This window comes from Microbacterium aquimaris, assembly GCF_039531285.1.
Classification (GTDB): Bacteria; Actinomycetota; Actinomycetes; order Actinomycetales; family Microbacteriaceae; genus Microbacterium; species Microbacterium aquimaris.
This window is the reverse complement of the sequence record NZ_BAAAPT010000001.1, coordinates 1,120,263-1,144,439: the sequence shown is the minus strand read 5'-3', so window position 1 is coordinate 1,144,439 and position 24,177 is coordinate 1,120,263. Positions and strand designations below refer to the sequence as shown.

Genomic DNA, 24,177 nt, shown 5'->3' with positions numbered 1-24,177 from the left:
GTCGCGGGCCGGGCGGGCCGGGCGGCGGGGGTCACGCGCGGATGACCGCCTTCTCGACCGTGAAAGCGTCGAGCGCGTCGGCGTCGATGTCGACGCCGAGACCGGGACCGGTCGGCACGCGGACATGGCCGTCGTCGAGTACCGCCGGCTCGGTGACGACGTCGCGCGTGTAGAAGCGGTCCGCCGCGGAGACATCACCCGGCAGGGTGAAGCCGGGCAGGGCGGCCAGGGCGGCGTTCGCGGCACGGCCGATGCCCGTCTCGAGCATCCCGCCGCACCACACCGGCACCCCGGCGTCGCGGCACAGATCATGGATCGCGATGGCCTCGAGGTATCCACCCACCCGTCCGGCCTTGATGTTGACGATCGCCGCAGATCCCAAGGCGAGGGCATCGGATGCGGCCTTCCGCGACGTGATCGACTCGTCGAGGCACACGGGGGTCGCCAGTCCCGCGGCGAGGGTGGCGTGGTCGACGAGGTCGTCCTCCTGCAACGGTTGCTCGATCAAGAGCAGGTCGAAGCGGTCGAGGGCGGCGAGGGTGTCGGCGTCGGCGAGCGTGTAGGCCGAGTTCGCATCGACCTGGAGCGGGATGGACCCGAACGCCTCGCGGACCGCGGCGGTGTCGTCGATGTCGCGTCCGGGCTTGATCTTGATCTTGATCCGCACGTACCCCTCGTCGAGGTAGCCCCGCACCGCGTCGACGAGCGCAGCCGGGTTCCGCTGGATGCCCACCGAGACCCCGGAAGGAACCCGGTCGACGACGGCGCCGGCGTAGGAGGCGAACGAGCGGCCCTCGGTGCGCAGGGCGGCGTCGAGCACCGCGAGTTCGAGTCCGGCCTTGGCCATACGGTGCCCGACGAACGGTTCCAGCACGGCGGCGACGCGTTCGGGTGCGAGGGATCGCTCGGCGAGAAGGGCCGGGATGAAAAAGCGCGTCGCGACATCCCACGCGCCCTGCGTGTACTCGCTCGAGTAGAGCGGCGCCTGCTGGGTGACGATCTCGCCCCATCCCTCGGCGCCGTCGGCGAGGGCACGCGCGACGATCACCTCGCGGACGGTCTCGGTTCCGAACGACGTGGTGAACGGCGAGACGAGTGGGAGGTGCAAGACGCGCAGCTCGAATCCGTCGAGGGTGACGGATGCCGCGGGGTGGGCGATCGGCATGCCCCCACGTTAGCGGGGTGCGGGCGCGCGCCGGAGACGTCCTCAGACGAGGACGACGCGGCTTCCGCGTGCGGCCGCGGGCCCGGGCACGAAGGTCGCGCGGCGCCGTGCCGCGCGGGTGAAGGGCCACAGCCGGATGCGCTGCTTCCCGTCGGTGCGGGTGATGTCCGAGGCTGCGGGCGTGATGGTGGTGCGCATGTCGGTTCCTTCCGTGCGGTGTGCCGGGCCGTGCAGTGCTCACCGAACGAGAGGGCATGCATGCCGTGGCGATACACCAGCGCGCAGATCCGTTCGGGGACGCGCGGCGCCTAACGCGCCGAACCTGTCGTGTAAAGCCCCTCTCGAGCGCGCGATCACGGCCGTAACGTCGCGGGCATGCAGACCGGATTCCACCCTCGCCGCGCCATCGTCACCGGGTCGGACTCGGGGATCGGGGCGGCCACCGCTCTCGCCCTCGCCGATGCCGGACTCGATGTCGTCGTCACGTGGCACAGCGACCAAGACGGCGCCGAACAAACGGCGCGCGGCGTACGCGACCGCGGGCGCCGCGCCTTCGTGCGGCAGTTCGACGCAACCGACCTCGACCAGGTCGGCGCGAGCATCGACAGCATGGTCGACGAGATCGGCGGTCTCGACGTCTTCGTCAACAACTCCGGCGGCGGCAACGGCGGCCCCGTTCTCGACGTCGATGTGGATACGTGGCGAGGAATCGTCTCCCTCAACCTCGACGGCGCCTTCTTGGCTCTCCAGGCCGCGGCCCGGCGGATGACGACCCAGCGCACCGGCGGGCGCCTCATCGCCGTCACGAGCGTGCACGAGCACCAACCTCGCGTCCAGTCCGCTCCGTACGTCGCCGCCAAGCACGGCCTCGGCGGCCTGATGAAGGTCATGGCGCAGGAACTGGGCGGGCACGGGATCACCGCGAACGCGGTCGCCCCGGGCGAGATCACGACCCCGCTCAACGACATGGAATCCGCCGACGCCGCGAACACCCGTCGCCCCGGGATCCCCCTGGCCCGCCCGGGCACCCCGGAAGAGGTCGCCGAGGTCATCGCCTTCCTCGCCTCGCCCGCCTCGAGCTATGTCACGGGGGCCAGTTGGGTGGTCGACGGCGGCATGTTGCAGATGGGCCCGCAAGCGGGCTCGCACCTCGAGAGCGACGCGTGGAGGCCGTGATGTCGGGCAACGACGAGATGACGCCGGACGAGAAACGGCACGACCAGTTGACGTCGGCACCGGATGCGACCGAGGCGGACGCCGCCCCCCGCATAGATGTGTCCACGCATGACGGCGTGAAGCGCATTGACATCCGTGATGACGCGGACGTTCGGCCCGGCGGCCCCGAGGTGCCTTCCGAGGACTGAACCACCCCACCCGACCCGTTCGTAACTCCTCAAGAATCGGCACCACACGGGCGGAGCACGCCCACTTGGGTTCGACGAGAGCCGATGTTGAGGAGTTGTGGACGCGGAACGCCGAGGGCCGGTCAGGGACGCACGAGGAGATAGCCGCGGTGGTCGTCGAATCCGCCGACCACCCGTCCCGCCGCGATGTGGGCCTGCATCTGCTCCCGCACACGGATGCGCCATCGCCGGGCCGCCGCAGGATCTTCGCGTCGCAGGGTCTCGATGTCGGCCGGCACCTCGACGGTGGCGACCACACGGTCGTCGTGCGGCGTTTCGGCGGGCGCCGAGGCCACGGCCCACGCGACGAGGATGCGGTCGGTCTCGTCGCCACGGTTCACCCCGTCGTCCATGGCGCCGTAGTGGTTGACGAGATACTCCACCGCGCGCACACCGAGCACCCGGAAGTTGAAGTGCGCGTTGCGTCGCACGAGGGGGTCGAAGGTCCACGTGATCGTGCCGACCTCGCGGGCGAGTGCCCACTCGCGCTGATGCTGCTTGAGCAGCCGTCCGACACCGCGACCTTGATGGCCGGGCAGGACACCGGTGATGTGCGAGTGCAAGGTGCGCTCGGTCGGGGGCCCGAAGAAGGCCACCGAAGCCCCGACCATCTCCCCCTCGCGCCACAGCCCCACGGTGTAGGAGCCGGCATGGGCCATGGCCCGCAGCAGTTGCGGCGGCATCGCGCCCCGGTCACCGCCCCAGACACGGGCGAGTACGTCGCCGGCGGTGAAGGCGTCGTCGACGGATGCGAGCGGGCGGATCTCGATCTCCGCCGGCGTCTCGAGGTGCTGCGCGGTCACGCCGCCCACCCTACGCCCGCCCACCCGAGCACGTTCCCGGCCCGCGCATCCCGCGGCCTTCAGCGGTGGTCGATGGTGGTGACGTGCTCGGCGAACAGACCCGGCCACGCCATGATCCCGTAGGGGGTCCTTGCGATCACCAGACGCGCGTCGGGCAGGAGCTTCTTCAGGCGCTTGGCGGTCGAGACCGGGTGCGCGGAGTCCCCCGTCCACGCGAGGATCAGCGTCGGCGTCGTGATGCGCGAGACCGCCTTCTCGCTCGGGAAGTCGGTGCCGGCGGCACCGCGCAGCACGGTGGGCAGCAGGTCTTCGGGCACCGTCGGGGTCGTCGTCGGTGCGTCAGAGAGCGCCGGCGGCACCGGGGCGGTGTGGTTGGCGTGGAAGACGCCGAGCCCTTCCTTCTCGATGAGGGCGGCGTTCGCGCGGTAGAGCTGGGACTGCGCGGCACGGGTCTCCCATGCGGTCGGCGGCACCACGAGGGTCAGGCTCGCGAACCGGCCGGGATGCTTCTTCGCAGCGTGCAGCAGAGTGGCCGACCCCATCGACGGGCCGATGGCGTGCACGGGTTCGCCCGGGGCGATGTGGTCGAGCAGCGCCAACAGGTCTTTGGCGAGCCGATTCCACTGGTACGAACGCGGGTCGCGGTCGCCGGTGGAGCCACCGTGACCACGCGCGTCGTACCGCAGCACGCGGTGACCGCGCAGGGCGCGGGCGAGGTCGAGCCCGAGCTGGGCGTCGCGCTCACGCGACGACGTCAGCCCGTGCAGCTGCACGACGAGGGGACCGTCCTCGCCGGTGATCTCGTAGTCGAGTACTGCTCCGTGCGGAACTTCGAGAGTGGGCACCGTTCCTCCATCTCCGGTGCGCCGTCGCCGGTTGTGACATACCGTCTCGGGAACGAAACACCGGGCCTCTACACTACGGGCGATGCGGCTCACGAATATCGCGCAGGCCACGCTCCCGCCCGGAGCGGTGCACAGCTACGCCCTGCGCCCGGTCGGCCCCCGCGGCCGCGCTCTTCCGGTCTCGTTCGATCAGGGCCGCCATGTGGGCGCCGGTGATCGGCCGGGCTCCTGGATGTCCATCGCCCTGCGGTTACCGGCCGGAACGACACGCGACGACCTCGCCGCGGCGTGGGAGCGCACGGTCGACCGCCACGGGACGTTCCGGTCGGTGTTCGGCCTCGACGACGCCGGCGAACCGACCCTGCACGAGGTGCACCTCGGGGACGGGGCGTGGGAGACCCACGACGTGCCGGAGGGCATCGCGACGCGCGAGGTCGTGCGCGAGCTGTTCGACGTCGTCTGCCGCCCGCTCGCGGCGCCGTCGCACCGGATGGCCGTGGTCGAACCGGATGCGGCCGCGGACGATCCACGGCCCTGCGTCGTCCTCGCCGCCGACCACGCGCACGTCGACATGTGGTCGCTCGTGGTGGTCGCCCGCGACTTGATCGCCTACCTCGATGCGGCCTCCGGGCAGGCGGGCGCCGACGACCTGCCCGACGCGCCGCCGTTCGCCGAGCACACCGCCGCCCTGGAGAAGCGCGGCCCGGCGCCCGCGGAGGTCGTCGCCGAGTGGGCGGAACTGCTCGATCTGGGCGGCGGCGAGATGCCGCGGTTCCCCCTCCCGGTCGGGGATCCCGAGCCCGGCGCGCTGCCGGTGGTCGAGGTGCGCGAGGTGATGGACGCCGTCGAGTACGACGCGTTCGCGGGTGCCGCCAAAGCCGCCGGCACCTCGACGATCGGTCTGGCGATGTCGGCCCTCACCGATGTGACCCGACGACTGGCCGACGCCCCCCTCAGAGCGGTCTTCCCGGTCCACAGCCGGCATGAGCCGCGCTGGCACGATTCGTCGGGATGGTTCATCACCAACTCGGTCCTCGAGTGCGACGACGCCGCACCGACGGCCTGCGCGGCGTCGGTCAAGCGGGCGATCACCCTCGGCTCCCACCCGCTCGCACCCATCCTCGAGCCCTACGGCGGCATGAAGGTCCCCCGCGGCATGTTCGCCCTGTCGTGGCTCGACACCCGCCGCCTGCCGGCCGAGCTCGACGACCGACTCGACGCACAGTACGTCTCGGCCGTCAGCGCCAGCGACGATGTGATGCTGTGGTTCGTCGTCAACCGCCGCGGGCTGCACCTGCGATGCCGTTACCCCGACACCGACGAGGCCGTCGCCTCGGTCGGCGGGTGGCTGGATGCGGTGGTCGACGCGTTCGTCGAGCGGATCCCCGACACGGGCGCGGAACGAACTGTCGGAGCCGGCCCGGTGTCGATAACGTGAACCGATGCACAACGACAGTGGACACGGGCCCGAAGAAGTCCCGGTAGGGCCGCCGGACGGCGCCGCCGCGGCCGAACGAGCCGCCGGCGGCGGCACGGCCGACGTCGCGGCGGAGGCCAGCGGCACCGACGCGGCCGGGGTGTTCGCGAACGCGCCAGGTGACGCCGACACGCGCTTCTTCGGTCAGCCCCGCGCGCTCGCGCACGTGTTCGGTGTGGAGATGTGGGAGCGATTCAGCTTCTACGGCATGCAGGGCATCCTGCTCATCTACATGTACTACTCGGTCGCCGAGGGCGGCCTGGGGATGGACGAGGCGATCGCCACCGGGATCGTCGGCGCCTACGGCGGTACCGTCTATCTCTCCACGATCGTCGGGGCATGGCTGGCCGACCGCGTGCTCGGTTCGGAGCGGGTGCTCTTCTACAGCGCGTGGGTGATCATGGCCGGGCACATCGCCCTCGCCCTCCTCCCCGGGTTCTGGGGACTGGGTGTCGGGCTCGTGCTCATCGCCTTCGGTTCGGGCGGCCTCAAAGCCAACGCCACCGCCGTCGTCGGCACGCTCTACCGCGCCGACGACCCGCGCCGCGACGCCGGGTTCTCCCTGTTCTACCTCGGCATCAACCTCGGGGCGTTCTTCGGTCCGATCCTGACCGGTCTGCTGCAGACGACGATGGGATTCCAGTGGGGCTTCGGTCTCGCCGCGGTCGGCATGGCGATCGGACTCGTGCAGTACGCGATCGGCCGCAAGGGGCTGCCGGATGCGGCCCGCATCGTGCCGAACCCCCTGCCACGCAACCGCTACCCGATGTGGATCGCGATCACCCTGGGCGCCGTGGTCGCTCTCGCCGCCCTGGTGCTGCTGGGCGTCGTCACCCCGAGCAACCTCGATCTCGTCGTGATCCTCATCACCGTCGTCGCCGCCGTGTCCTACTTCGTGGTCATCCTCGGCTCGAACCGCATCACGTCGATCGAGCGTTCCCGGGTCTTCGGCTTCATCCCGCTGTTCATCGTCAGCGTCGGCTTCTGGTCGCTGTACCAGCAGCAGTTCACGGTGCTGACCATCTACTCCGACAAGCAGCTGGACCGCTCGATCTTCGGCTGGGAGATGCCGGTGTCGTGGGTGCAGTCGATCAACCCGATCTTCATCATCGTGCTCTCCGGCGTCTTCGCGGCCCTGTGGACCAAGCTCGGCAACCGCGCCCCGTCGACGCCGATGAAGTTCGGCCTGGCCGCGATCGTCATGGGATCGGCGTTCCTGCTGTTCCTGCCGTGGGCCGGCGGCGCCCCGAACTCCACACCGCTGCTGGCGATCGTGGGGATCCTGTTCGTGTTCACCGTCGCCGAGCTGCTGCTGTCGCCGGTGGGCCTGTCGGTGACCACCAAACTCGCCCCCACGGCATTCCACGCGCAGATGGTCGCCCTGTTCTTCCTGTCGGTCGCCCTCGGCACGACGATCGCGGGATGGGCCGCGGAGTTCTACACGCCGGAGGACCAGGTGCCCTACTTCTCGATCCTCGGCGGCATCGCCATCGTCATCGGACTGGCGATGATCGCGTCGGTCAAGCCGGTACTGGCGCTCATGAAGGGGGTCCGCTGACCAGGGCCCGCGCACGCGCGTCCAGGCGCGTCCCGTACTCTGGGTGACCGGAACCTCGCCGCGTCGCGCTCCCGCGCACGTGCCCACCCGGCTCGCTCGAGTCCCCCTTTGCTTCCGGAGATCCCATGGCCACCGCTTCGCGCGCCACCGCGTCCGACCGTTACCGTCCGCGCCCGTCCGTCCTCGAGGCGCTGCGCAGCCCCCGTATCCTCACCAAAGAGGTGCTCGCCGGGCTCGTCGTCGCGCTCGCCCTGATCCCCGAGGCGATCTCGTTCTCGATCATCGCCGGCGTCGACCCCCGTGTGGGGCTGTTCTCGTCGTTCGTGATGGCCGTCTCCATCGCGTTCCTCGGTGGTCGCCCCGCGATGATCACCGCCGCGACCGGCGCGGTGGCCCTCGTGATCGCCCCGGTCGCCCGCGAGTACGGCATGGACTACTTCCTGGCCACCGTGATCCTCGCCGGTGTCTTCCAGGTCGTCCTCGGCGCGGTGGGCGTCGCCAAGCTCATGCGCTTCATCCCCCGCAGCGTCATGGTCGGTTTCGTCAACGCCCTCGCCATCCTCATCTTCACCGCGCAGATCCCGCACCTGGTCGACGTACCGTGGCAGGTCTACCCGCTGGTGATCGCGGGCCTGGTGATCATCGTCGGGATGCCGCGCCTGACCAAGGCGATCCCCGCGCCCCTGGTGGCCATCGTCATCCTCACCGTCATCACGGTGACCTTCGCGATCGCCGTGCCGACCGTGGCTGACCAGGGCGAGCTCCCCGACAGCCTGCCGGAACTGCTCATCCCGAATGTGCCGCTGACCGGGGAGACGTTCGCGATCATCGCCCCTTACGCCCTCGCGATGGCGCTCGTGGGCCTCATGGAGTCGCTCATGACAGCCAAGCTCGTCGACGACATCACCGACACCCACTCGCACAAGACCCGCGAAGCCCTCGGCCAGGGTGCCGCCAACGTGCTGTCCGGGATCTTCGGCGGGATGGGCGGCTGCGCCATGATCGGCCAGACGATGATCAACGTGAAGGCCTCCGGCGCCCGCACGCGCATCTCCACCTTCCTCGCCGGCGTCTTCCTCCTCATCCTGGTCGTCGGTCTCGGCGACATCGTGGGCCTGATCCCGATGGCCGCGCTCGTGGCCGTCATGGTGATGGTCTCGGTCGCGACCTTCGATTGGCACTCGATCCGCCCCGGCACCCTCAAGCGCATGCCCATCGGTGAGACCATCGTCATGGTCGCCACCGTCGCGGTCGTCGTGATCACCCACAACCTCGCGATCGGCGTCGTGCTGGGTGTCGTGGTGGCGATGGTGATCTTCGCCCGCCGGGTGTCGCACTTCACCAGCGTCACCCGCACCATCGACGAGCAGGCGAGCGTCCCCACGGCGCACTACCGCGTGGACGGCGAGCTGTTCTTCGCCTCCTCGAACGACCTCACCACCCAGTTCGAGTACGCCGACGACCCGGACCGCGTCGTGATCGACATGTCGCGCTCGCACGTGTGGGACGCCTCGACCGTCGCCGCCCTGGACGCGATCGTGACCAAGTACGAAAACCACGGCAAACGCGTCGTCATCGAGGGCATGAACGAGTCGAGCTCGGCGATCCACTCGCGTCTGACGGGAAACCTCGGCGGCGAGGGCTGAGCGCACGGTCGTGAGCGGTATCGGCGGGGACGGCGAGGCGCGGACGACCCCCGGTCGTCACGCTCGCGCCGTGTTGCGCCTGCTGCGCGACGAGGGCCCCGCCTCCCGAATCGTGCTCGCGGAGCGACTCGGGCTCTCCCCGACGACGATCACCCACACCGTCGGCCCGTTGCTGGTCGACGGCAGAATCGAGGAGCTCGCCGGGCCCGGCGCGCATGCGCGCCGGGGCCGCCCGGCGATCGCGCTACGCGCCGTCCCCGAAGCCGTCACCGTCGGGGGCATCCAACTGGGTGTCGGCATGATCCGTGCCGGGCTGGCGGACGGCCTGGCACGGGCCCGCGGGGTCCGGGTGGCGGAGTTCGACCCACGGATGCCCGCCGACGACGTGCTCGCCCTCGCGGCCGCACAGCTGCGCGCGGTGATCTCCGACGACCCCGGCACGCCCCCGTGCGCCATCGGGGTGGCCGCGCCGGGCGCGGTCGACGGCTCCGGACGCGTGAACACCCTCGCTGTCAACCTCGGCTGGCGGGACATCCCCGTCGCCGACCTGCTCGAACGCGAGCTCGGCGCACCGGTGCACGTGGAGCACAATGTGCGCGCGATGGCCCTCGCCGAGGCGCACTACGCCGAACACCCCTCGCCCGGCCGCCACCGCGCCGGGGGGTTGGCCTACGTCTACCTCCGCAAGCGCCTCGGGCTGGGCCTCGTCATGCGCGGTGCGGCCGCACGCGGCGGGGCCCACGGCGTGAGCGAGCTGGGACACATCCAGGTCGACCCGGCCGGGGTTCCATGCCCCTGCGGCAACCGCGGTTGCCTCGAGACGGTGACCTCGACCGTTCACCTGCGCGCACGCCTGGAGGCAGCCCGTGCGGAGGTGACCGGTGTCGACGACCTCGACATCCTCGTCGCCGTCGACGCGGTACGCGGCACGCCCGTGCACGAGGACTTCGTCGCGCGGATGGCGCAGGGCCTGTCGATCGTGGCGAACCTGACCGGTCCGGATGTGATCGTGCTCGGCGGGGCCTTCGCGACGGCGCCCGACCGCCTCCTGGACGACCTGGCCGACGCGACCGCCGCGGCCACCTTCCCCCTCGTGCGACCCTCGGTCGTGATCCGCCGTGCGAGCCTCACCGAGGGCGGAGTCGCCGGTGCCGCCGCAGTGGCCCTCGATGCCGCGGTCTACGGGCCACCCGTGGTCTGAGACGGTCAGATCAGCGCGAGGAGCGTCAGGGACCCCCCACCGAACACCAGGATGAGCACGATGTCCGGCACGGTGGCGAGACGGTGGATGAACGGCACCGTCGCCGCGAGCGCGACGCTGCCGACGACGGCCCACGCGGGCGGGATGCCCGCGCCCTCGGCGATGCCCGCGCTCGCGTGCAGCAGCGACACCGAGGTCGATGCGAGCAGGCCGCAGATGACCGGCAGGATGTAGGCGGTGATGTTCCGCACGAAGATCGAGTCTCGGGCGCGGTCGTATCCGGCCAGGAGCAGGAGGGCGACGGCGCAACAGCTGCCGACGGTGATCAGCAGCGCCGCGACGGCGAGCACCGCCCCGGCCGCCACCGACCCCGACTCCGCCCCCACCGTGTATGCGACGCCCGCGGCGATCTTGACGAGGATCGGCCCGGGCAGCGCGTTGGCGACCGGAACGATCTGGCCGTAGAAGACCGACGAGTCGACGACTCCGGACGCGACGAAGAATCCGTCGGCGACGCCGACATAGGCCTCGCCACCTCCGAACGACGACACGGTCGACACCAGGATCAGCCCCAGGAACCCCGCGGTCTCGGCGCCCGGCACCGCCACCAGGGCGAGGCCCACACCGACGACCACGAGCGCGGCCACGAGACCGGCCGCCCGCATCGCACGGCGACCGGCACCGGGGGGCGCGGCCGCGGCGTCACCGGTGTCCGGGTGGGACGAACCGCGCACCATCTGCCAGATCGTCACCACCGCGATGCCGCCGAGTGAGGCGAGCACGAGTCCGAGTGCCGACAGCTCCGGCACCGCCCACCCCGGTTCGGCCTCGGCGAGGTCGTGGCCGAGCGAGACGGTCTTGCCCGCGCCCGAGAGCACGAACGCCAGCACGGCGATGATCACCGGCACGGCCCGCAGGCGGCCGGCCGGCGCGAGCACCTTCACGACGTAGTGGGCCAGCAAGTAGAGGATGAACGCCGAGATGCCCAACGAGGCCGCCTCGATCACCGAGACCGCCCCCGGCCCGAGCGCGGAGAAGAGGGCGAGGAGGGCGACCGTTGCCACCGTGCCGGGCAGGGCGACCGCGAGCGCCCCCGCGAGCGCCGCGGTCGAACCGTTCAGCTGCAGGCCCGACAGGGCGGCGAGCTTGGGGGGAAGGGCGCCGGGGGTGATGTTGACGATGACCGTGTCCTTGACGAACTCGTCCTCGTCCAGTCGGCCGGTGCCGACCAGCTCCTTCTCCATCACGGGGATCAGCGCGCTGCCGCCACCGAAACCGATCACGCCGACCTTGAGCATCGCCCCGAAGTGTCGCCAGCGGCCCATCCGGTGTGCGGGACGGGCGGTGGGGACGGCGGGGGCGGTCAGGACGGACTCCTCGGTCGGCGGGCGTCTCCTCCTAGTGTCGCATTATTTTGGCTGTTGGAATAATTCGATGCGGTCCCCTCGCCCGGGACCGCCGTCGACAACACAGGAGATCCGCGCCGTATCGGCCGCGTAGCGGCGGTTCCGGGCCGTCGAGGCTGCGGATCTCCTGTCGGGGTTGCGCGCACCTACGGCAACAGGCCGTGCTCAGTCGGAGGAGGAGAAGGCTGCGTCGAAGGCCCGGCCCGACGGGGTGTAGCTCGACAGGCGACGCACGAACGACAGCGCCTCGGGTGCCCCGACCATCCGGTCCATCCCCGCGTCCTCCCACTCGACCGAGAGCGGGCCGTCGTATCCGATCGCGTCGAGCATGCGGAAGGCACTCTCCCACGGCACGTCTCCGTGCCCGGTGGAGATGAAGTCCCAGCCCCGCCGCGGATCGGCCCACGGCAGGTGCGAGGACAACCGCCCGTTGCGGCCGTTCTGCATGCGCCGCTTGGTGTCCTTGCAGTGGACGTGGAAGATGCGGTCACGGTAGTCCCACAGGAACCCGACGGGGTCCAGGTCTTGCCACACCATGTGCGAGGGGTCCCAGTTCAGGCCGAAGTTGGCGCGGTCCCCGATCGCCTCGAGGGTGCGCGCGGTGGTCCAGTAGTCGTAGGCGATCTCGGAGGGGTGGACCTCGAGCGCGAAGCGCACACCGAGGTCGTCGTACACGTCCAGGATCGGCGAGAAGCGGGCGGCGAAGTCCTCGTATCCCGCGTCGATGAAAGCCTCCGAGGCCGGCGGGAACATCGCCACGGCCTTCCAGATCGACGACCCGCTGAATCCCACGACGGTGTCGACGCCGAGCTTGTCGGCCATGCGCGCGGTCATCATGATCTCGTCGGCGGCACGTCGACGCACCCCTTCCGGGTCACCGTCGCCCCAGGCGCGCGCCGGCAACACATCGCGGTGGCGCTCGTCGATGGGGTCGTCGCACACGGCCTGCCCGGCGAGATGGTTCGAGATCGTCCACACCTTCAGCCCGTTGCGCGCGAGGATCTCGCGACGCGAGCGTACGTATTCGGCGTCATCCCATCGCGAGACGTCGAGATGGTCGCCCCAGCAGGCGATCTCAAGGCCGTCGAAGCCCCACTCGCCGGCCAGGCGTGCGACCTCCTCGAACGGCAGGTCGGCCCATTGTCCCGTGAACAGCGTGACGGGTCTGGTCATCGTTCTCCTCCTCGATCGTCTCCGGCCTCATCGCCGGTCGATGTCCATCGCGACCCATCGTGGTCGCTGCGCTCGACCGCGTCGAGCACCCGCTGCACCGACAACCCCTCGGCGAAGGTCGGGTGCGGCGACGTGCCCGTCGCGATCGCCTCCACCAGATCGACCACCTGGTGGGTGAACCCGTGCTCGTACCCGAGCATGTGGCCCGGCGGCCACCATCCGGACAGGTACGGATGCGCCCCCTCGGTCACGAGGATGCGCGAGAACCCCTGGCGGTCCTCCGGCGCGGTGCGGTCGTAGTACTCGAGGGCGTTGAGGTCCTCCAACGCGAAACGCAACGCGCCACGTTCGCCGGATATCTCGATCTCGAGGCCGTTCTTGCGTCCGGTGGCGAACCGTGTCGCCTCGAACGAGGCCAGCGCGCCACCGCTGAGGCGACCGGTGAACAGCGCCGCATCGTCCACGGTGACATCCCCGTAGCCTTCCCCGGCGGTGCCCTGCAGACCGGACCCGGCCGCCTGCAGGGGTCGTCGCGCGACGATCGTCTCGAGGGTCCCCGAGACGGCTGTCACCGCCTGCCCGGTGACGAACTGCACCATGTCGACGATGTGGGCGCCGATGTCGCCGAGCGCGCCGGATCCCGCGTGCTCCCGCTGGAGCCTCCAGGCCAGCGGCATGTCGCGGTCGACCAGCCAGTCCTGCCGGTAGGCCGCACGCACGTGGGCGATCCGCCCGACGACGCCTTCGGCGATGAGATCACGCATATGGGTGACCGCGGGCACACGCCGGTAGGTGAACCCGACCATGGCGACCTGCCCGCGCTCCCGCGCGCGATCCGCCACGGCCGCCATCGCCTCGGCCTCACCGAGCGAATTGGCCAGCGGCTTCTCACACAGGACGTGCTTGCCGGCGTCCAGCGCCGCGATGGCGATCTCCGCGTGCGAGTCCCCCGGGGTGACGATGTCGACGACGTCGACCTCGTCCGAGCGCACGACCGCGCGCCAGTCGTCCGCCGCGCCGCGCCAGCCCCATCGCGTCGCCGCCTCGGCGGCCGCGTCGGCACGTCGCCCGACCACCACCGCCATGTCCACCGCGCGCGGCAGGTCGAACATCCGTGGCGCCTGTCGCCAGCCCACACTGTGGGCGGCGCCCATGAATCCGTGGCCGATCATGGCCACCCGGAGCGGTGAGTCGGTCATCGTCGTCCTCCTCTTCTCGGCGTGTTCTATGCGTGGGACTCCGACACCCCGAGGTAGCGCGCCTGGGCATCGGGGTCATGGGCGAGGACATCGGCCTCGAGGTCTGCCGCGATGCGCCCGTTGACCATGACGAGGACCCGCGGGCACAGCTCGAGGGTGAAGCGCAGGTTCTGCTCGATGAGCAGCACCGCCTGCCCCTCGCGCACGAGCATGCGCAGGGTGTCGGCGAGGTGGTCGACGATCGCGGGGGCGAGGCCCTCGCTGGGCTCGTCCATCACGAGCAGGTGGGGATCGGTCAGCAACGCCCGCGCGATCGCGAGCATCTGCTGCTCGCCTCCGGAGAGCTCGGCGCCGCCGTTGCGTCGACGTTCGGCCAGACGCGGGAACAGGTCGTAGACATCGGCGACGCTCCAGCGCCGCGACCGGCGTCCGCCCACCATCGTCAGGTGCTCGTGCACGGTGAGTGAGGGGAAGATGCGTCGCCCCTGCGGCACGTAGCCGACGCCTGCCCGGTTGACCTGGTTCGGGGTGCGTCCGACCAGCTCGCGGTCGCCGAAGCGCATCGATCCGGAGTCGATCGGCAGCATCCCGGCGAGCGCTTTCGCGAGGGTGGACTTGCCCATCCCGTTGCGGCCGACCATGCCGAGCGGTTCGGCACCCATCGTGAACGCGACATCCTGCAGGATGTGCACGTGGCCGTACGAGACGTTGAGTCCGGAGACGGACAACAGTGGTTCAGGCGACATCGTCGATCGCTCCTCCCAGGTAGATCTCCCGCACGCGTTCGCTCCGCCGGATCTCGTCGGGGGTGCCTTCGAGGATCTTCGACCCGTCGTGCATGACGATCACGCGATCGGCGACGGCGAGCGCGATGTCCATGTCGTGTTCGATGAGGATCAGGCTGACTTCGTGGGGCAGCTCGCGGAGGATGGTGACCAGGCGCGCACGCTCGGCCGGCGAGAATCCGGCGGCGGGCTCGTCGAGCATGAGGATCTTCGGCTCGAGCGCGAACGCCATCGCCAGTTCCAACTGGCGTTGCTCCCCGTGGGAGATGTCGCCGACGACCGCATCGTGTACCTTCTCGAGGCCGACGCGCGCCAGAAGTTTCGAGGCCTCGTCCCATCGGGGCGCATCGCCGCCGACCGGCCGCAGGCTCCCGCCCGGGAAGCGGCGCCCGCCGAGGGCCACGTAGACGTTCTGCGCGACGGTCATGTTGTCGAACAGCCGCGAGGTCTGGAAGGTGCGTGCGATACCCATCCCGGCCCGGTGCGCGGCGCTGGTGCGCGTCACGTCGGTGCCGAAGAACGACACGCGGCCCGTGCTCGCGCGGACGGTGCCGGCGATGCAGTTGAACAGGGTCGACTTGCCGGCACCGTTGGTGCCGATCACGCTCAGGCGATCACCGTCGCCGAGGGTCAGGTCGATGGGGCGCATCGCGTGCAGGCCGCCGTAGTGCTTGGACAGCCCCACGACCTCGAGCGCCGGGGTGCGGTGCGTCATGCGCGTTCCTCTCCGTCGAAGATGTGGGGGCCGGGCATGATCGCCCGGCCCCCGGCCCGCATCACGGGCAGCTGTCGAACCGGTCGTATGTGACCGTGTCCTGCGTCACGCCGGCCGCTTCGCTGATGGTGTTCAGCACGAGCTCACCGCCGTCGGACTGCACCTCGACGATGAAGTTGTCGACGATGCCCTGGTTGTTCTCATCGACCGTGATGTTGCCGGTCGGGCTGTTCCAGTCGGTCGCCGAGAGCGCCTCGTGCAGGTTCTCCTGGTCGGCGCCCAGATCGCCACCGGTGGTCTCGATGCCCATGAGGAGCGGCATGATCGAGTTGTACGGCAGGATCGCGAAGATCGACGGGCTCGGGAACGCGTCCGGCAGCGCCGTGTAGGCGTCGGAGAACTCGATCCAGTTCGGGTTGTCGTAGTCCTGACCGGGCACGGGGCCGCCGGAGATCATCCCCTCCGCCGCAGAGGCGAGGTTGGTGTCACCGGACAGTGCCGTCGTGTCGACGGCGATCGTCCCTCCGACGAGGGGCTTGGCGACACCGGCGGTGACCGCCTGTGAGAGGAAGCTCGCCGCGTCGGCGCCACCGAGCCCGACATACACCGCGTCGGTCTCATCGGGGATGGTCGAGATGATGGTCGCGTAGTCGGTGGTGCCGACCGGAACCCACGAGCTGCCGGTGATCTGACCACCCGCGTCACAGAACTCGGAGAAGAAGCCTCCGGCGTTGTCGTACGGGAAGGAGTAGTCCTCGGCGATGAGGTAGATGTTCTCGTACCCCTTGTCGTCGTGGGCGTAGGTCCCGACCCCGCCCATCCACATGGCCGAGTCGCCGAAGAACCGGTAGAGGTTGTCGGCACCCTCGAGGGTGAGACCGACCGGGCTGGCCGCCGAGATGACGAACGTCTTCTCGGGAACGGTCAGCGCGTACTGCGCGACCGCTTCGCCCTCGTCACCGGAGACCGGCCCGAAGACGATGTCGACGTCGTCGTTTTCGACGAGCTTCTTCACCTTCGTCTGGGCAGTACCGCTGGTGCCGTCGGTCGACTCGTAGATGAACTCGACCTCCGTGTCGCCGACGGTTCCCCCGTCGGCGTCGCCGCCGTACTGCTGCATGGCCACCTCGATGGCGCGCTTGCTCTCGTCCATGGCGAACGCGAGGCTCCCCTCGCCGACGGCGAGGACGCCGATCGTGAGCGTGCCATCGCCGCCTCCGGCGTCCGAGCCGCCGCCCGAACCGCTGCAGCCGGCGAGTGCGAGCGCGGATGCGGCCGCGATCGCGCCGACGGCGAGGAGTCGCCTGTCAGTCTTGCTGGTCAGCCTCATTGCTGTTTCCTTTCTCGATTGCGTGACCCCGTGACGGTGCTGAGGCCCCGGCTGCGGGCGCGTCGCCCGCAGGGTCTGTGGAGCGCTTCCGGGTGAAGCGCGTCTTGATCTGCGCCGCGATGCCGGCAAGGCCTGCGGGCGCGAAGTAGAGCACCAGGATGAAGATCAACCCGGTGAGGGTGAGGTAGCGGTCGGTGAAGTCCCCCGCGAAGTTGTCCAGGAGAGTGAGGAACAGCCCGCCGGCGAACACACCGCCGAGGGATCCGATCCCGCCGACGACGGCGACGACGAGGATGTCGAGGGTCGCACCCAGGCTCACCACGTCGGGGTCGACTTGTGATCGGTCGAAGGCGAGGATGACGCCGCCGATCGAGGCGATGAACCCGGCGAAGGTGATCGCGAGCACGCGGTAGCGCACGATCGGGTACCCCAGGGCGCTCATGCGCTCGGGACTGTCGCGGATGCCCTGCAGCGCGTAGCCGAAAGGTGTGGAGGCGATGTAGCGGCACAGCAGGTAGCAGCCGACGGCGGCGAGCAGGACGGTGTAGTAGAAGACGTTGAGGTCACGGAAGTCCAGGAACCCCCAGTCCCCGCGGGTGATCGGAGCCAGGCCGCGGCGGGCGTTGGTCACCTCGATCGACTGCGAGGCCCACGAGTAGAAGACCTGGCCGAGCGCGAGGGTGATCATGAGGAAGTAGATCGCCTTGGTGCGCGCCGCGACCAGCGCGGTGATCAGAGCCCCGAGGGTTCCGGCGAGCACGCCGAGTCCGATGGCCGCGACGTCGGGCCACCCGAGGGTGACGGCGGCGAAACCGACCCCGTAGGCGGCGATGCCGGCCACGGTCATCTGCGCGAGCGAGAGCAGGCCCACGTACTTGTTGAGGAACACCAGGCTCATGGCGATGATGCCGAGCCACAGCGACTTCACCCCGATGTTGGACACCCAGAACCGCGGACGATCGACGATGAACGGGAAGATGATCGCGAGGATCAGGATCACCGTCCACACGATCCACATGCGGTTGCGGCGGCGGGTCGGAGGCGTCGCGGCATCGGCCGGCGCCGTACGGGTGTCGGTGGTCATGTCGTCCTCCCCATGAGGCCCTGCGGTCGCAGTGCGAGCACCACGACCATCAGGGCGAAGGTGATCACGAGGGCGTAGGTGGGCACGTACACCAGCGCGAACTGCGAGACGACACCGACGAGCACCGACCCGATCGCCGCGCCGGGGATGGAGCCCATCCCGCCGACGATGACGACCACGAGCGAGAACAGCAGGTAGGTGGCGTCCTGGCCCGGCAGCAGCGGGAACAGGGATCCGCCGACGACACCGGCGAAGCCGGCGAGGGCCGAGCCGACGACGAACACGATGGCGAACACACGCCCGATCGCGACGCCGGTCGCGGCGGTCATCTCACTGTCATCGACACCGGCGCGCACGATGGCACCGAAGCGGGTCTTCTGGATCACCAGCCAGATGGTCACGCCGATGACGATCGCCAACGCGAGGATCACCAGTCGCAGCAGCGGGTAGGGGCTCGACAGGAAGGGAAGGTCGACGCCCCCGGCGAGCCACTCGGGCACCGGCACCTGGGTGGCCGTGCCGCCGAAGACCGCGAACATGAGGTCGGCGCCGACGATCGACACGCCCAGGGTGATCAGGGCCACCCGCATGTCATCGTCTTGGAACCGCTTGATGAGCACCTGGTGGATGAACAGGCCGACCAGGCCGACGGCGGCGGCCGCCACGATCGCCCCGAGCAGCCAGTTGCCGGTCTCACGCACGACCACGTAGCCGATGTATCCGCCGAGGAGATAGCTGGTGCCGTGGGCCATTGTGATGACCCGCATGAGCCCGAAGATCAGCGACAGTCCGCTCGCGACGAGGAAGTACACCGCGGCGAGCGTGAGGCCGTTGAGGGCGACTTGCAGAAACTGGTCCATTCACCTCACTCCTTCGTGACAGGTGGTGTGTTCGTCATTGGACACGAAACTGTATTCCTTCTTGTATACAGGTATGGGCGCAGGGATGGAAGAGGCTGCCGAGCGGGTTTTCAGCCGAAGAAGACCGAGGCCGCTTCGAGCTTTTCGAGGATGCTCACCCGCATGTGGCCGATGTGCTTCTGCACCGCCGGCGGGATCGCCTCGGTGTCGCGGGCGACGATCGCCTTGGCGAGCTCGACGTGCTCGGCGGAGCATCCGACCAAACGGGACTGGGCGGACGCGGCGCGGGTCCAGAACCGCTGGATCCGGCGTCGGGTGTGCTTGACCGTCTCGGAGACCAGCTGGTTGCCGGCGACCTCGTTGACCAGCCGGTGGAACCGGATGTCCGCTTCGGACCACGCGGTCTTGTCACCGGCCTCGGCCGCGGCCATCATCTCGTCGACGACCTCGATGATCTGCGTCGACACCGCCTCGTCGTGCTCGCGGGCGGCTTTGACGAAGATGTACGTGTCGAGCACTTCGAGCAGATCGCACGCTTCGTTGACCTCGCGCGGCGTGAGCGTCGAGACCGAGAACCGGGCGTTGTCGGTGCGTCGCACCAGCCCTTCGGTCTCGAGCCGCTGCAGGGCCTCGCGCACCGGGGTGCGACTGATGCCCAGTTGCGTCGCGATGCGGTTCTCCGAAAGCGGCGCGCCCGAGGACAGCCGGAAGGCGGTGATTTCCGCGAGGAGCCACTCGTACGCCTCGTTCACCCTCGAAGCCGAGTCGGTCATCGACATCGCCCTCACCGCCTTCCGCTCGTTCGACATGCAATCCTCACATCGTACGGTCGATGAATTCGCGCGTGTGGACGTCGACGTCGACCTTCTGCAGCTCGAGGATGCCGCGGGCGACGTGCTCGCTGTAGCGACGGAACGCCTCCTCGCCCTTCTCGGCCGTGGCGCGCATCGGATTGCCGATGATGCCGTTCTCGACGAACTCGTGGTGGTCCATCGGGAAGGTGAAGTACTGGTATCCCTCGAACTCCGTGTCGGGCATCCCGTCGTTCTTGCGGAAGGCATCCGGCAGGAAGGCGGGCGTGTGGGCCCGCGTGTCGACCGCCCGCTCCATCCGCACCAGGTCGGGGTTCCAGGCGAGGTCCTGCGAGGTCTCCAGTTCGCTCGAGTGCCAGCCCGGGGTCTCCTCCGGCGGGTTCTCCATGAGGCCTTCGAGGATGCCGACGTAGCGCTCCATGAACGGCTTGACGAACGAGATCAGCGCACCGGTCTCGTACCGCAGGCGACGCAGCACCGGGTCGACGACCTTCGTGTTCGAGCCGTGACCGTTGATGAAGATGATGCGGTTGAACCCGTGGTGGATGAGGCTGCGGGCGACGTCGTTCATGAGGTTCAGCAGGGTGCTTGCCCGCAGCGTGATGGTGCCTCGGCCCTGGCCGACGCCGTACATGTGCTGCGGCGAGTAACCGGCCCACAGCGGCGGGGTGTGCAGCACACCGATCTGCTCGGAGATGCGCGAGCTGATCTCGACCGCGGTGATGGTGTCCGTGTACAGCGGCAGGTGCGGCCCGTGCTGCTCGGTGCTGGCCATCGGCACGAGCACGGTGTCCTTGGTCTTGAGGTACTCCTCGATGTCGACGTACGACAGGTCGGCGAGGTTCCACGAACGGAACTTCGCGCGGAAGTCCTCGTCACCCTCGGTGAGGTGGGGAACGCGGCGTTCGGGACGTTCGGTCATGAGGTCTGCTCCTTGGTTTCTCGGGCGAGGTGGAGGGTGTGGAAGGCATCGGCGACGAGCCGACCCAGGGCGGGGTCGTCGGCATGGAGGGCGACCGTGCGCACGGGGATGTCCTCGCGCAGGTCGCGTCGGACGGTGTCGAGGAACCGCCGATCGGCGTCGGGGTTCCAGAACACACCCCCGGGGGCATTCGGGATGGACAGCCCCTCGGTCGGGACGATGACCTCCACGTCGGCGGTCGCCTCATTGAGGCGTGCCGCGAAGATCTCGCCGACCTGCGCCATCTCGTCTTCGGAGGTGCGCATGAGGGTGTACTGCGGGTTGTGTTCGTACAGCGGGCGGTCGCGGTGACGCTCGGGGATGGCATCCGCTTCGAAGACGGAGAAATCCACGCACGCCGGCACGACGACCTGGGGGATCCCGGCCCGCCCCACTCGGCGCAGCCGATCGGGGCCGGCGTCGTGGATGCCGCCGGTGAGGTGGTCGACGATCTCGTTGGTGGTGTAGTCGATCACCCCGACGAAGTGACCCGCCTCGGCGAGCTCCTCCATCGACCTTCCGCCCACACCGCTGGAGTGGAACACCACGGCTTCGTAGCCGTGTTCGGCCAGACGCTCGGCGAGCGCCCCCACCGCGGTGGTGGTGTTCCCCAGCATCGTGACGCCGACGTATCGGGCTGTCGGGTCGGGCGCCGGGAGCGCGTGGCCGTGCTCGAGCATCCCCGCCATCGCGGCCGCCGCGTTGTCGAACACGGTGGTGGCGATCGCGTGGAGACCGAGGATGTCGACCACCGAGTGCAGCACCATGACGTCCTTCGTGCCCACGTAGGGCGCGAACTCGTGGTGACCGGACGCGGTGGGGGCGATGACGATCTTGGGCACGCCGAGGGGGAGGCGGTGGAGCGCCGCCGCCCCCATGACGACGCCCACACCTCCGATCGCGATCCCCCCGGCGATGCGCCCTTCCCGCCACAACCGGTCGACGTAGTCGACGACGAAGCCGCGCATCAGCGCGACCGCGTCCCCACGCGTGCCGGCATGCTGCAACCGCTCGAGTGTGATGCCCCCGAATTCCGCGAGGTCGGCGTGGCTGACGTCGGGGGTGATCCCGACGGGTTCGCCGAGGATCCCGGTGTCGATCACGATCGACGGCACGCCGAGCGCCGCGAGGCGATCGCGCAGGTAGGCGACCTCGGGCCCTTTCGTGTCGAGGGTCGCGATGAGGGCGACGGGAAGGCTCACGTGATGCTCCGTTGCAGAGGTGAGGGATGGATGGCTACTTCGTCAGCGGCAACAGGGTGTCGGAGTTCTCCTTGACGAGCCAGTCGTAGTACTCCTCGGTGAGGATCGACGAACCGTGGTCGATGATGAACTTCAGCTGCTCCTCGTCGATCTCGAGGTTGTCGAAGTTCGTCTCCAACGCGTTGGGGTACTTGTTGGCCGGGGTCCGGTCGACCGGGGCGACGAACTCGGCCGTGAGAGCGCCGTCGTATCCGATCTCGCGGAGGACGCCGACGAACTCGTTCCAGTCGTAGTCGCCGTGGCCGGCGGGCATCCGGTTGTTCTCGGCCACATGGACGTCGACGAGCTTGTCACCGACGAGCCGGAACGCGTCGTAGATGTTGCTCTCCTCGATGTTCACGTGGAACGCGTCGAGCACGACGCCGAGGTTCGGGCCGACGGCGTCGCACAGCGCCAACGCCTGCTCGGCACGGGTGATCAGGTAGGACTCGAAGCGGTTCAGCGGCTCGACACCGACGCGGATGCCCTTCTGCTCGGCGAAGTCGTAGATCTCCTTGGTGCCCTCGACCAGCCACTGCCATTCGTTCTCGGGCGTGGAGTCCGGGACGACCTTTCCGACGGTTCCGGGGACGTAGGTCAGGATCTGACCGCCCAGGTCGCTGACCATTTGGATGCAGTCCTTGACGTACTGCACGCTCGAGGCGCGCATCGCCTCGTCGGCCGACTGCATGTTGCGCTTGTCGACCATGAGGGTCACCGCCCCCCAGCAGTCGAGACCGTAGTGGTCGAGCAGCCCACGCACGTGCTTGGCGTCGTACTTCTCGGGCTCCCCACTGATCTCGATGCTCTTGTAGCCGTACTTCGCCAGACGGGCGATCGTCGTCTCGATCGGCTCTTGGCGCATCCAGTTGTGCATGGACAGGTGCATCGTTCTCTCTCCCTTGAGTGTCGGTTGCGGTCGTGCGGATGTGTCGCGTGGTGCGCAGGTCAGCGGCGCGGCGGCCCGAACCCCAGTTTTCCCGGGTTCATGATCCCATCGGGATCCCACGCGTCCTTCTGCGCCTTGAGCAGCCGGAAGCCTTCGCCGTACTGCTTGTGCATGAATCGGCCGAGCTTGATGCCGACTCCGTGGTGGTCGTTGAGCACGGCGCCGTGCGCGATGCCCTCCAGGATGCCGGCGTCCCACAGCCGATCGTGCAGGCGCATGGCCTCCACGGGGTCGGCGGGCGGTTCGTCGACGTAGAAGCGGTCGTAGAGCATCGCTCCCCAGTCGTACCAGTGCGACAGGTGCGCCGTATAGCGGGCGCCGTACTCGGCGAACTCCTCCTCGACGATCTTCTTCTTTGCCCGGTAGATGGCGGGCAGGTCCGAGAACCTCGCGACCTGATCGAAGGTGCCGTACATCAACGGCGGCTGGGGCAGCTTTCCCTTGGCGTAGGGCTCGTACTTGCCCTCCCACCAGATGCGGCCCACGTCGGGACCGTGCGAAGTGCCGCCGGCGGCCTCGACCAGTTCGGTGATCGCCCGGGTCTCGTAATCGACGAGCTCTTGCGCGCCGTCGCACATGACGACCATGAGCGTGCCGGTGAACGGCGTGCCGACCCAGTCTTTGAGCTTGACGCTGTCGGCCTCGTCGTAGAGCCGGATGACCGCCGGCCGCAGCCGGTTCGTCATGATGCGGCGCCCGGCCTCCATGCCGGTGAAGATGTCGGGGAAGCTGAAGGAGAGGAATCCGCGCGCCTCGGGCAGCGGATCCACCCGCAGCGTGGCCTCGGTGATCACCCCGAGGGTGCCCTCGGATCCGACGAAGCTCTGGAGCAGGTCGGGGCCGGCCGCGTGACTGGGGACCCGGAGGGTCTCCACCGTGGCGCCGGGCGGCACGACGGCCTTGACCTGCAGGACCTGGTCTTCGGCCTTGCCGTACTTCGTGGATACGACCCCGGATCCGCGGGCGGCGATGAAGCCGCCGATGGTCGCACCGAGGTGGTAGGAACCGGGATAGTGCGCGAGTGTGAGCCCGTGCGTGTTGAGCTCGGCCTCGAGGGTCGGGCCGTCGATGCCGGCGCCGACGGTGACCGTCAGGCTCTGCTCGTCGATCTCGACGATGTCGTCGAGATCGGTGAGATCCAGGGCGATGCCGCCGTAGACCGCCAGGGTCCCACCCTGCGTGCCGGATCCCCCACCGCGCGGGACGACGGGCATGCGGTACTCCGATGCGATCCGCACGACCTCCTCGACCTCCGCGGTCGTGGCGGGCTTGACCATCACGTCCGCCGAGGGCAGCCGGAGACCGGCGTATTGGATGTACTTCGACGACCACGACCAGTCGGCCGCCTGGGCCTGGAGATCGGCGTCCTCGACGCTCACCCGCTCGCGGCCGACGGCCGCTTCCAGCTCCCGCACGACCTGGCCCTGCAGGAACGCCTCGCCGCTCACTCGCGCCGCGCTTGACCGATCCGTCACCTCAACTCCTTTGTTCGGGACTTCGTCAGGTTCGAATTCCACCTTGTATCCGAAGCTGTATTCAAGCTAGTACACGAGCGCGCCCGAGG

23 protein-coding genes are annotated in these 24,177 nt (G+C 69.3%); 6 read left to right on the top strand and 17 right to left on the bottom strand.

Going from position 1 to position 24,177, the window contains the following annotated elements; genetic code table 11:
• Nucleotides 1-31: 31 nt before the first annotated feature.
• Together menC and ABD204_RS05345 are read right to left on the bottom strand one after the other, a co-directional pair.
• Nucleotides 32-1,165 carry an o-succinylbenzoate synthase gene (gene menC / locus ABD204_RS05350; protein WP_194423629.1) on the bottom strand — a complete coding sequence of 378 codons (1,134 nt, stop codon included), beginning with the start codon at nucleotides 1,163-1,165 and terminating at the stop codon, nucleotides 32-34.
• Nucleotides 1,166-1,207: 42 nt separating this feature from the next.
• Nucleotides 1,208-1,363 (bottom strand): hypothetical protein, encoded by a 156-nt coding sequence (locus ABD204_RS05345; RefSeq protein ID WP_194423628.1) that lies wholly within the window; start codon nucleotides 1,361-1,363, stop codon nucleotides 1,208-1,210.
• A gap of 177 nt (nucleotides 1,364-1,540) precedes the next feature.
• Here ABD204_RS05345 and ABD204_RS05340 point away from each other — a divergent pair, with 177 nt between their 5' ends.
• Nucleotides 1,541-2,341, top strand: coding sequence for an SDR family oxidoreductase (locus ABD204_RS05340; RefSeq protein WP_194423627.1), 801 nt, complete (start codon nucleotides 1,541-1,543; stop codon nucleotides 2,339-2,341).
• The gene (locus tag ABD204_RS05335) at nucleotides 2,341-2,529 is read left to right on the top strand and encodes a multidrug transporter (RefSeq protein ID WP_194423626.1); all 189 of its coding nucleotides are present in this window, start codon (nucleotides 2,341-2,343) and stop codon (nucleotides 2,527-2,529) included. The genes ABD204_RS05340 and ABD204_RS05335 overlap by 1 nt, the downstream gene beginning before the upstream one ends.
• Nucleotides 2,530-2,651: 122 nt before the next feature.
• Here ABD204_RS05335 and ABD204_RS05330 read toward each other — a convergent pair whose 3' ends face one another.
• Entirely contained in the window at nucleotides 2,652-3,371 is a 720-nt protein-coding gene (locus ABD204_RS05330; RefSeq protein ID WP_322597511.1) for a GNAT family N-acetyltransferase, read from the bottom strand.
• 59 nt (nucleotides 3,372-3,430) lie between these two features.
• Nucleotides 3,431-4,216 (bottom strand): alpha/beta fold hydrolase, encoded by a 786-nt coding sequence (locus tag ABD204_RS05325; RefSeq protein WP_194423625.1) that lies wholly within the window; start codon nucleotides 4,214-4,216, stop codon nucleotides 3,431-3,433.
• A gap of 82 nt (nucleotides 4,217-4,298) precedes the next feature.
• On the opposite strand from ABD204_RS05325, the gene ABD204_RS05320 reads away from it, so the two are divergent.
• From ABD204_RS05320 to ABD204_RS05305, 4 genes are all read left to right on the top strand, one after another.
• Nucleotides 4,299-5,654: a peptide synthetase gene (locus tag ABD204_RS05320; RefSeq protein WP_194423624.1), complete on the top strand. Its 1,356-nt coding sequence runs from the start codon at nucleotides 4,299-4,301 to the stop codon at nucleotides 5,652-5,654.
• 4 nt (nucleotides 5,655-5,658) lie between these two features.
• Entirely contained in the window at nucleotides 5,659-7,251 is a 1,593-nt protein-coding gene (locus tag ABD204_RS05315; RefSeq protein WP_194423623.1) for a peptide MFS transporter, read from the top strand.
• 125 nt (nucleotides 7,252-7,376) lie between these two features.
• Entirely contained in the window at nucleotides 7,377-8,897 is a 1,521-nt protein-coding gene (locus tag ABD204_RS05310) for a SulP family inorganic anion transporter (protein WP_194423622.1), read from the top strand.
• Between the two features lie 10 nt (nucleotides 8,898-8,907).
• On the top strand, nucleotides 8,908-10,098 hold the full coding sequence (locus ABD204_RS05305; protein ID WP_194423621.1) for an ROK family transcriptional regulator: 1,191 nt from the start codon (nucleotides 8,908-8,910) through the stop codon (nucleotides 10,096-10,098).
• Nucleotides 10,099-10,103: 5 nt separating this feature from the next.
• On the opposite strand, the gene ABD204_RS05300 is transcribed toward ABD204_RS05305, so the two are convergent.
• From ABD204_RS05300 to ABD204_RS05240, 13 genes are all read right to left on the bottom strand, one after another.
• Entirely contained in the window at nucleotides 10,104-11,423 is a 1,320-nt protein-coding gene (locus ABD204_RS05300) for a chromate transporter (protein ID WP_338402944.1), read from the bottom strand.
• Nucleotides 11,424-11,669: 246 nt separating this feature from the next.
• A complete protein-coding gene (locus ABD204_RS05295) occupies nucleotides 11,670-12,677 on the bottom strand; it encodes a sugar phosphate isomerase/epimerase family protein (RefSeq protein ID WP_194423619.1) in 1,008 nt (335 codons plus the stop codon).
• A complete protein-coding gene (locus ABD204_RS05290) occupies nucleotides 12,674-13,876 on the bottom strand; it encodes a Gfo/Idh/MocA family protein (RefSeq protein WP_241747780.1) in 1,203 nt (400 codons plus the stop codon). Before ABD204_RS05290 ends, ABD204_RS05295 begins: the two co-directional genes overlap by 4 nt.
• Before the next feature lie 26 nt (nucleotides 13,877-13,902).
• Complete coding sequence (locus ABD204_RS05285) at nucleotides 13,903-14,622, bottom strand: ABC transporter ATP-binding protein (RefSeq protein ID WP_194423618.1); 720 nt, start codon at nucleotides 14,620-14,622, stop codon at nucleotides 13,903-13,905.
• The gene (locus ABD204_RS05280) at nucleotides 14,612-15,376 is read right to left on the bottom strand and encodes an ABC transporter ATP-binding protein (protein WP_194424240.1); all 765 of its coding nucleotides are present in this window, start codon (nucleotides 15,374-15,376) and stop codon (nucleotides 14,612-14,614) included. The genes ABD204_RS05285 and ABD204_RS05280 overlap by 11 nt, the downstream gene beginning before the upstream one ends.
• Before the next feature lie 61 nt (nucleotides 15,377-15,437).
• A complete protein-coding gene (locus tag ABD204_RS05275) occupies nucleotides 15,438-16,706 on the bottom strand; it encodes an ABC transporter substrate-binding protein (protein WP_194423617.1) in 1,269 nt (422 codons plus the stop codon).
• Nucleotides 16,684-17,790 (bottom strand): branched-chain amino acid ABC transporter permease, encoded by a 1,107-nt coding sequence (locus ABD204_RS05270; RefSeq protein ID WP_194423616.1) that lies wholly within the window; start codon nucleotides 17,788-17,790, stop codon nucleotides 16,684-16,686. The genes ABD204_RS05275 and ABD204_RS05270 overlap by 23 nt, the downstream gene beginning before the upstream one ends.
• The gene (locus ABD204_RS05265; RefSeq protein WP_194423615.1) at nucleotides 17,787-18,650 is read right to left on the bottom strand and encodes a branched-chain amino acid ABC transporter permease; all 864 of its coding nucleotides are present in this window, start codon (nucleotides 18,648-18,650) and stop codon (nucleotides 17,787-17,789) included. Before ABD204_RS05265 ends, ABD204_RS05270 begins: the two co-directional genes overlap by 4 nt.
• A 110-nt stretch (nucleotides 18,651-18,760) precedes the next feature.
• Nucleotides 18,761-19,459: a GntR family transcriptional regulator gene (locus ABD204_RS05260; protein WP_194423614.1), complete on the bottom strand. Its 699-nt coding sequence runs from the start codon at nucleotides 19,457-19,459 to the stop codon at nucleotides 18,761-18,763.
• A gap of 7 nt (nucleotides 19,460-19,466) precedes the next feature.
• A complete protein-coding gene (locus ABD204_RS05255) occupies nucleotides 19,467-20,384 on the bottom strand; it encodes a creatininase family protein (RefSeq protein ID WP_194423613.1) in 918 nt (305 codons plus the stop codon).
• Nucleotides 20,381-21,625, bottom strand: coding sequence for a Tm-1-like ATP-binding domain-containing protein (locus ABD204_RS05250; protein WP_194423612.1), 1,245 nt, complete (start codon nucleotides 21,623-21,625; stop codon nucleotides 20,381-20,383). The genes ABD204_RS05255 and ABD204_RS05250 overlap by 4 nt, the downstream gene beginning before the upstream one ends.
• Nucleotides 21,626-21,659: 34 nt before the next feature.
• On the bottom strand, nucleotides 21,660-22,553 hold the full coding sequence (locus ABD204_RS05245) for a sugar phosphate isomerase/epimerase family protein (protein ID WP_194423611.1): 894 nt from the start codon (nucleotides 22,551-22,553) through the stop codon (nucleotides 21,660-21,662).
• Between the two features lie 59 nt (nucleotides 22,554-22,612).
• A complete protein-coding gene (locus ABD204_RS05240) occupies nucleotides 22,613-24,088 on the bottom strand; it encodes an FAD-binding oxidoreductase (RefSeq protein ID WP_194423610.1) in 1,476 nt (491 codons plus the stop codon).
• Between the last annotated feature and the right edge of the window lie 89 nt (nucleotides 24,089-24,177).

What these genes read in the sequence shown, in the direction of transcription:
- menC (WP_194423629.1), bottom strand. Translation starts at nt 1,165, where the DNA reads ATGCCGATCGCCCACCCCGCGGCATCCGTCACCCTCGACGGATTCGAG.
- ABD204_RS05345 (WP_194423628.1), bottom strand. Translation starts at nt 1,363, where the DNA reads ATGCGCACCACCATCACGCCCGCAGCCTCGGACATCACCCGCACCGAC.
- ABD204_RS05340 (WP_194423627.1), top strand. Translation starts at nt 1,541, where the DNA reads ATGCAGACCGGATTCCACCCTCGCCGCGCCATCGTCACCGGGTCGGAC.
- ABD204_RS05335 (WP_194423626.1), top strand. Translation starts at nt 2,341, where the DNA reads ATGTCGGGCAACGACGAGATGACGCCGGACGAGAAACGGCACGACCAG.
- ABD204_RS05320 (WP_194423624.1), top strand. Translation starts at nt 4,299, where the DNA reads ATGCGGCTCACGAATATCGCGCAGGCCACGCTCCCGCCCGGAGCGGTG.
- ABD204_RS05315 (WP_194423623.1), top strand. Translation starts at nt 5,659, where the DNA reads ATGCACAACGACAGTGGACACGGGCCCGAAGAAGTCCCGGTAGGGCCG.
- ABD204_RS05310 (WP_194423622.1), top strand. Translation starts at nt 7,377, where the DNA reads ATGGCCACCGCTTCGCGCGCCACCGCGTCCGACCGTTACCGTCCGCGC.
- ABD204_RS05300 (WP_338402944.1), bottom strand. Translation starts at nt 11,423, where the DNA reads ATGGGCCGCTGGCGACACTTCGGGGCGATGCTCAAGGTCGGCGTGATC.
- ABD204_RS05295 (WP_194423619.1), bottom strand. Translation starts at nt 12,677, where the DNA reads ATGACCAGACCCGTCACGCTGTTCACGGGACAATGGGCCGACCTGCCG.
- ABD204_RS05290 (WP_241747780.1), bottom strand. Translation starts at nt 13,876, where the DNA reads ATGACCGACTCACCGCTCCGGGTGGCCATGATCGGCCACGGATTCATG.
- ABD204_RS05285 (WP_194423618.1), bottom strand. Translation starts at nt 14,622, where the DNA reads ATGTCGCCTGAACCACTGTTGTCCGTCTCCGGACTCAACGTCTCGTAC.
- ABD204_RS05280 (WP_194424240.1), bottom strand. Translation starts at nt 15,376, where the DNA reads ATGACGCACCGCACCCCGGCGCTCGAGGTCGTGGGGCTGTCCAAGCAC.
- ABD204_RS05275 (WP_194423617.1), bottom strand. Translation starts at nt 16,706, where the DNA reads ATGAGGCTGACCAGCAAGACTGACAGGCGACTCCTCGCCGTCGGCGCG.
- ABD204_RS05270 (WP_194423616.1), bottom strand. Translation starts at nt 17,790, where the DNA reads ATGACCACCGACACCCGTACGGCGCCGGCCGATGCCGCGACGCCTCCG.
- ABD204_RS05265 (WP_194423615.1), bottom strand. Translation starts at nt 18,650, where the DNA reads ATGGACCAGTTTCTGCAAGTCGCCCTCAACGGCCTCACGCTCGCCGCG.
- ABD204_RS05260 (WP_194423614.1), bottom strand. Translation starts at nt 19,459, where the DNA reads ATGTCGAACGAGCGGAAGGCGGTGAGGGCGATGTCGATGACCGACTCG.
- ABD204_RS05255 (WP_194423613.1), bottom strand. Translation starts at nt 20,384, where the DNA reads ATGACCGAACGTCCCGAACGCCGCGTTCCCCACCTCACCGAGGGTGAC.
- ABD204_RS05245 (WP_194423611.1), bottom strand. Translation starts at nt 22,553, where the DNA reads ATGCACCTGTCCATGCACAACTGGATGCGCCAAGAGCCGATCGAGACG.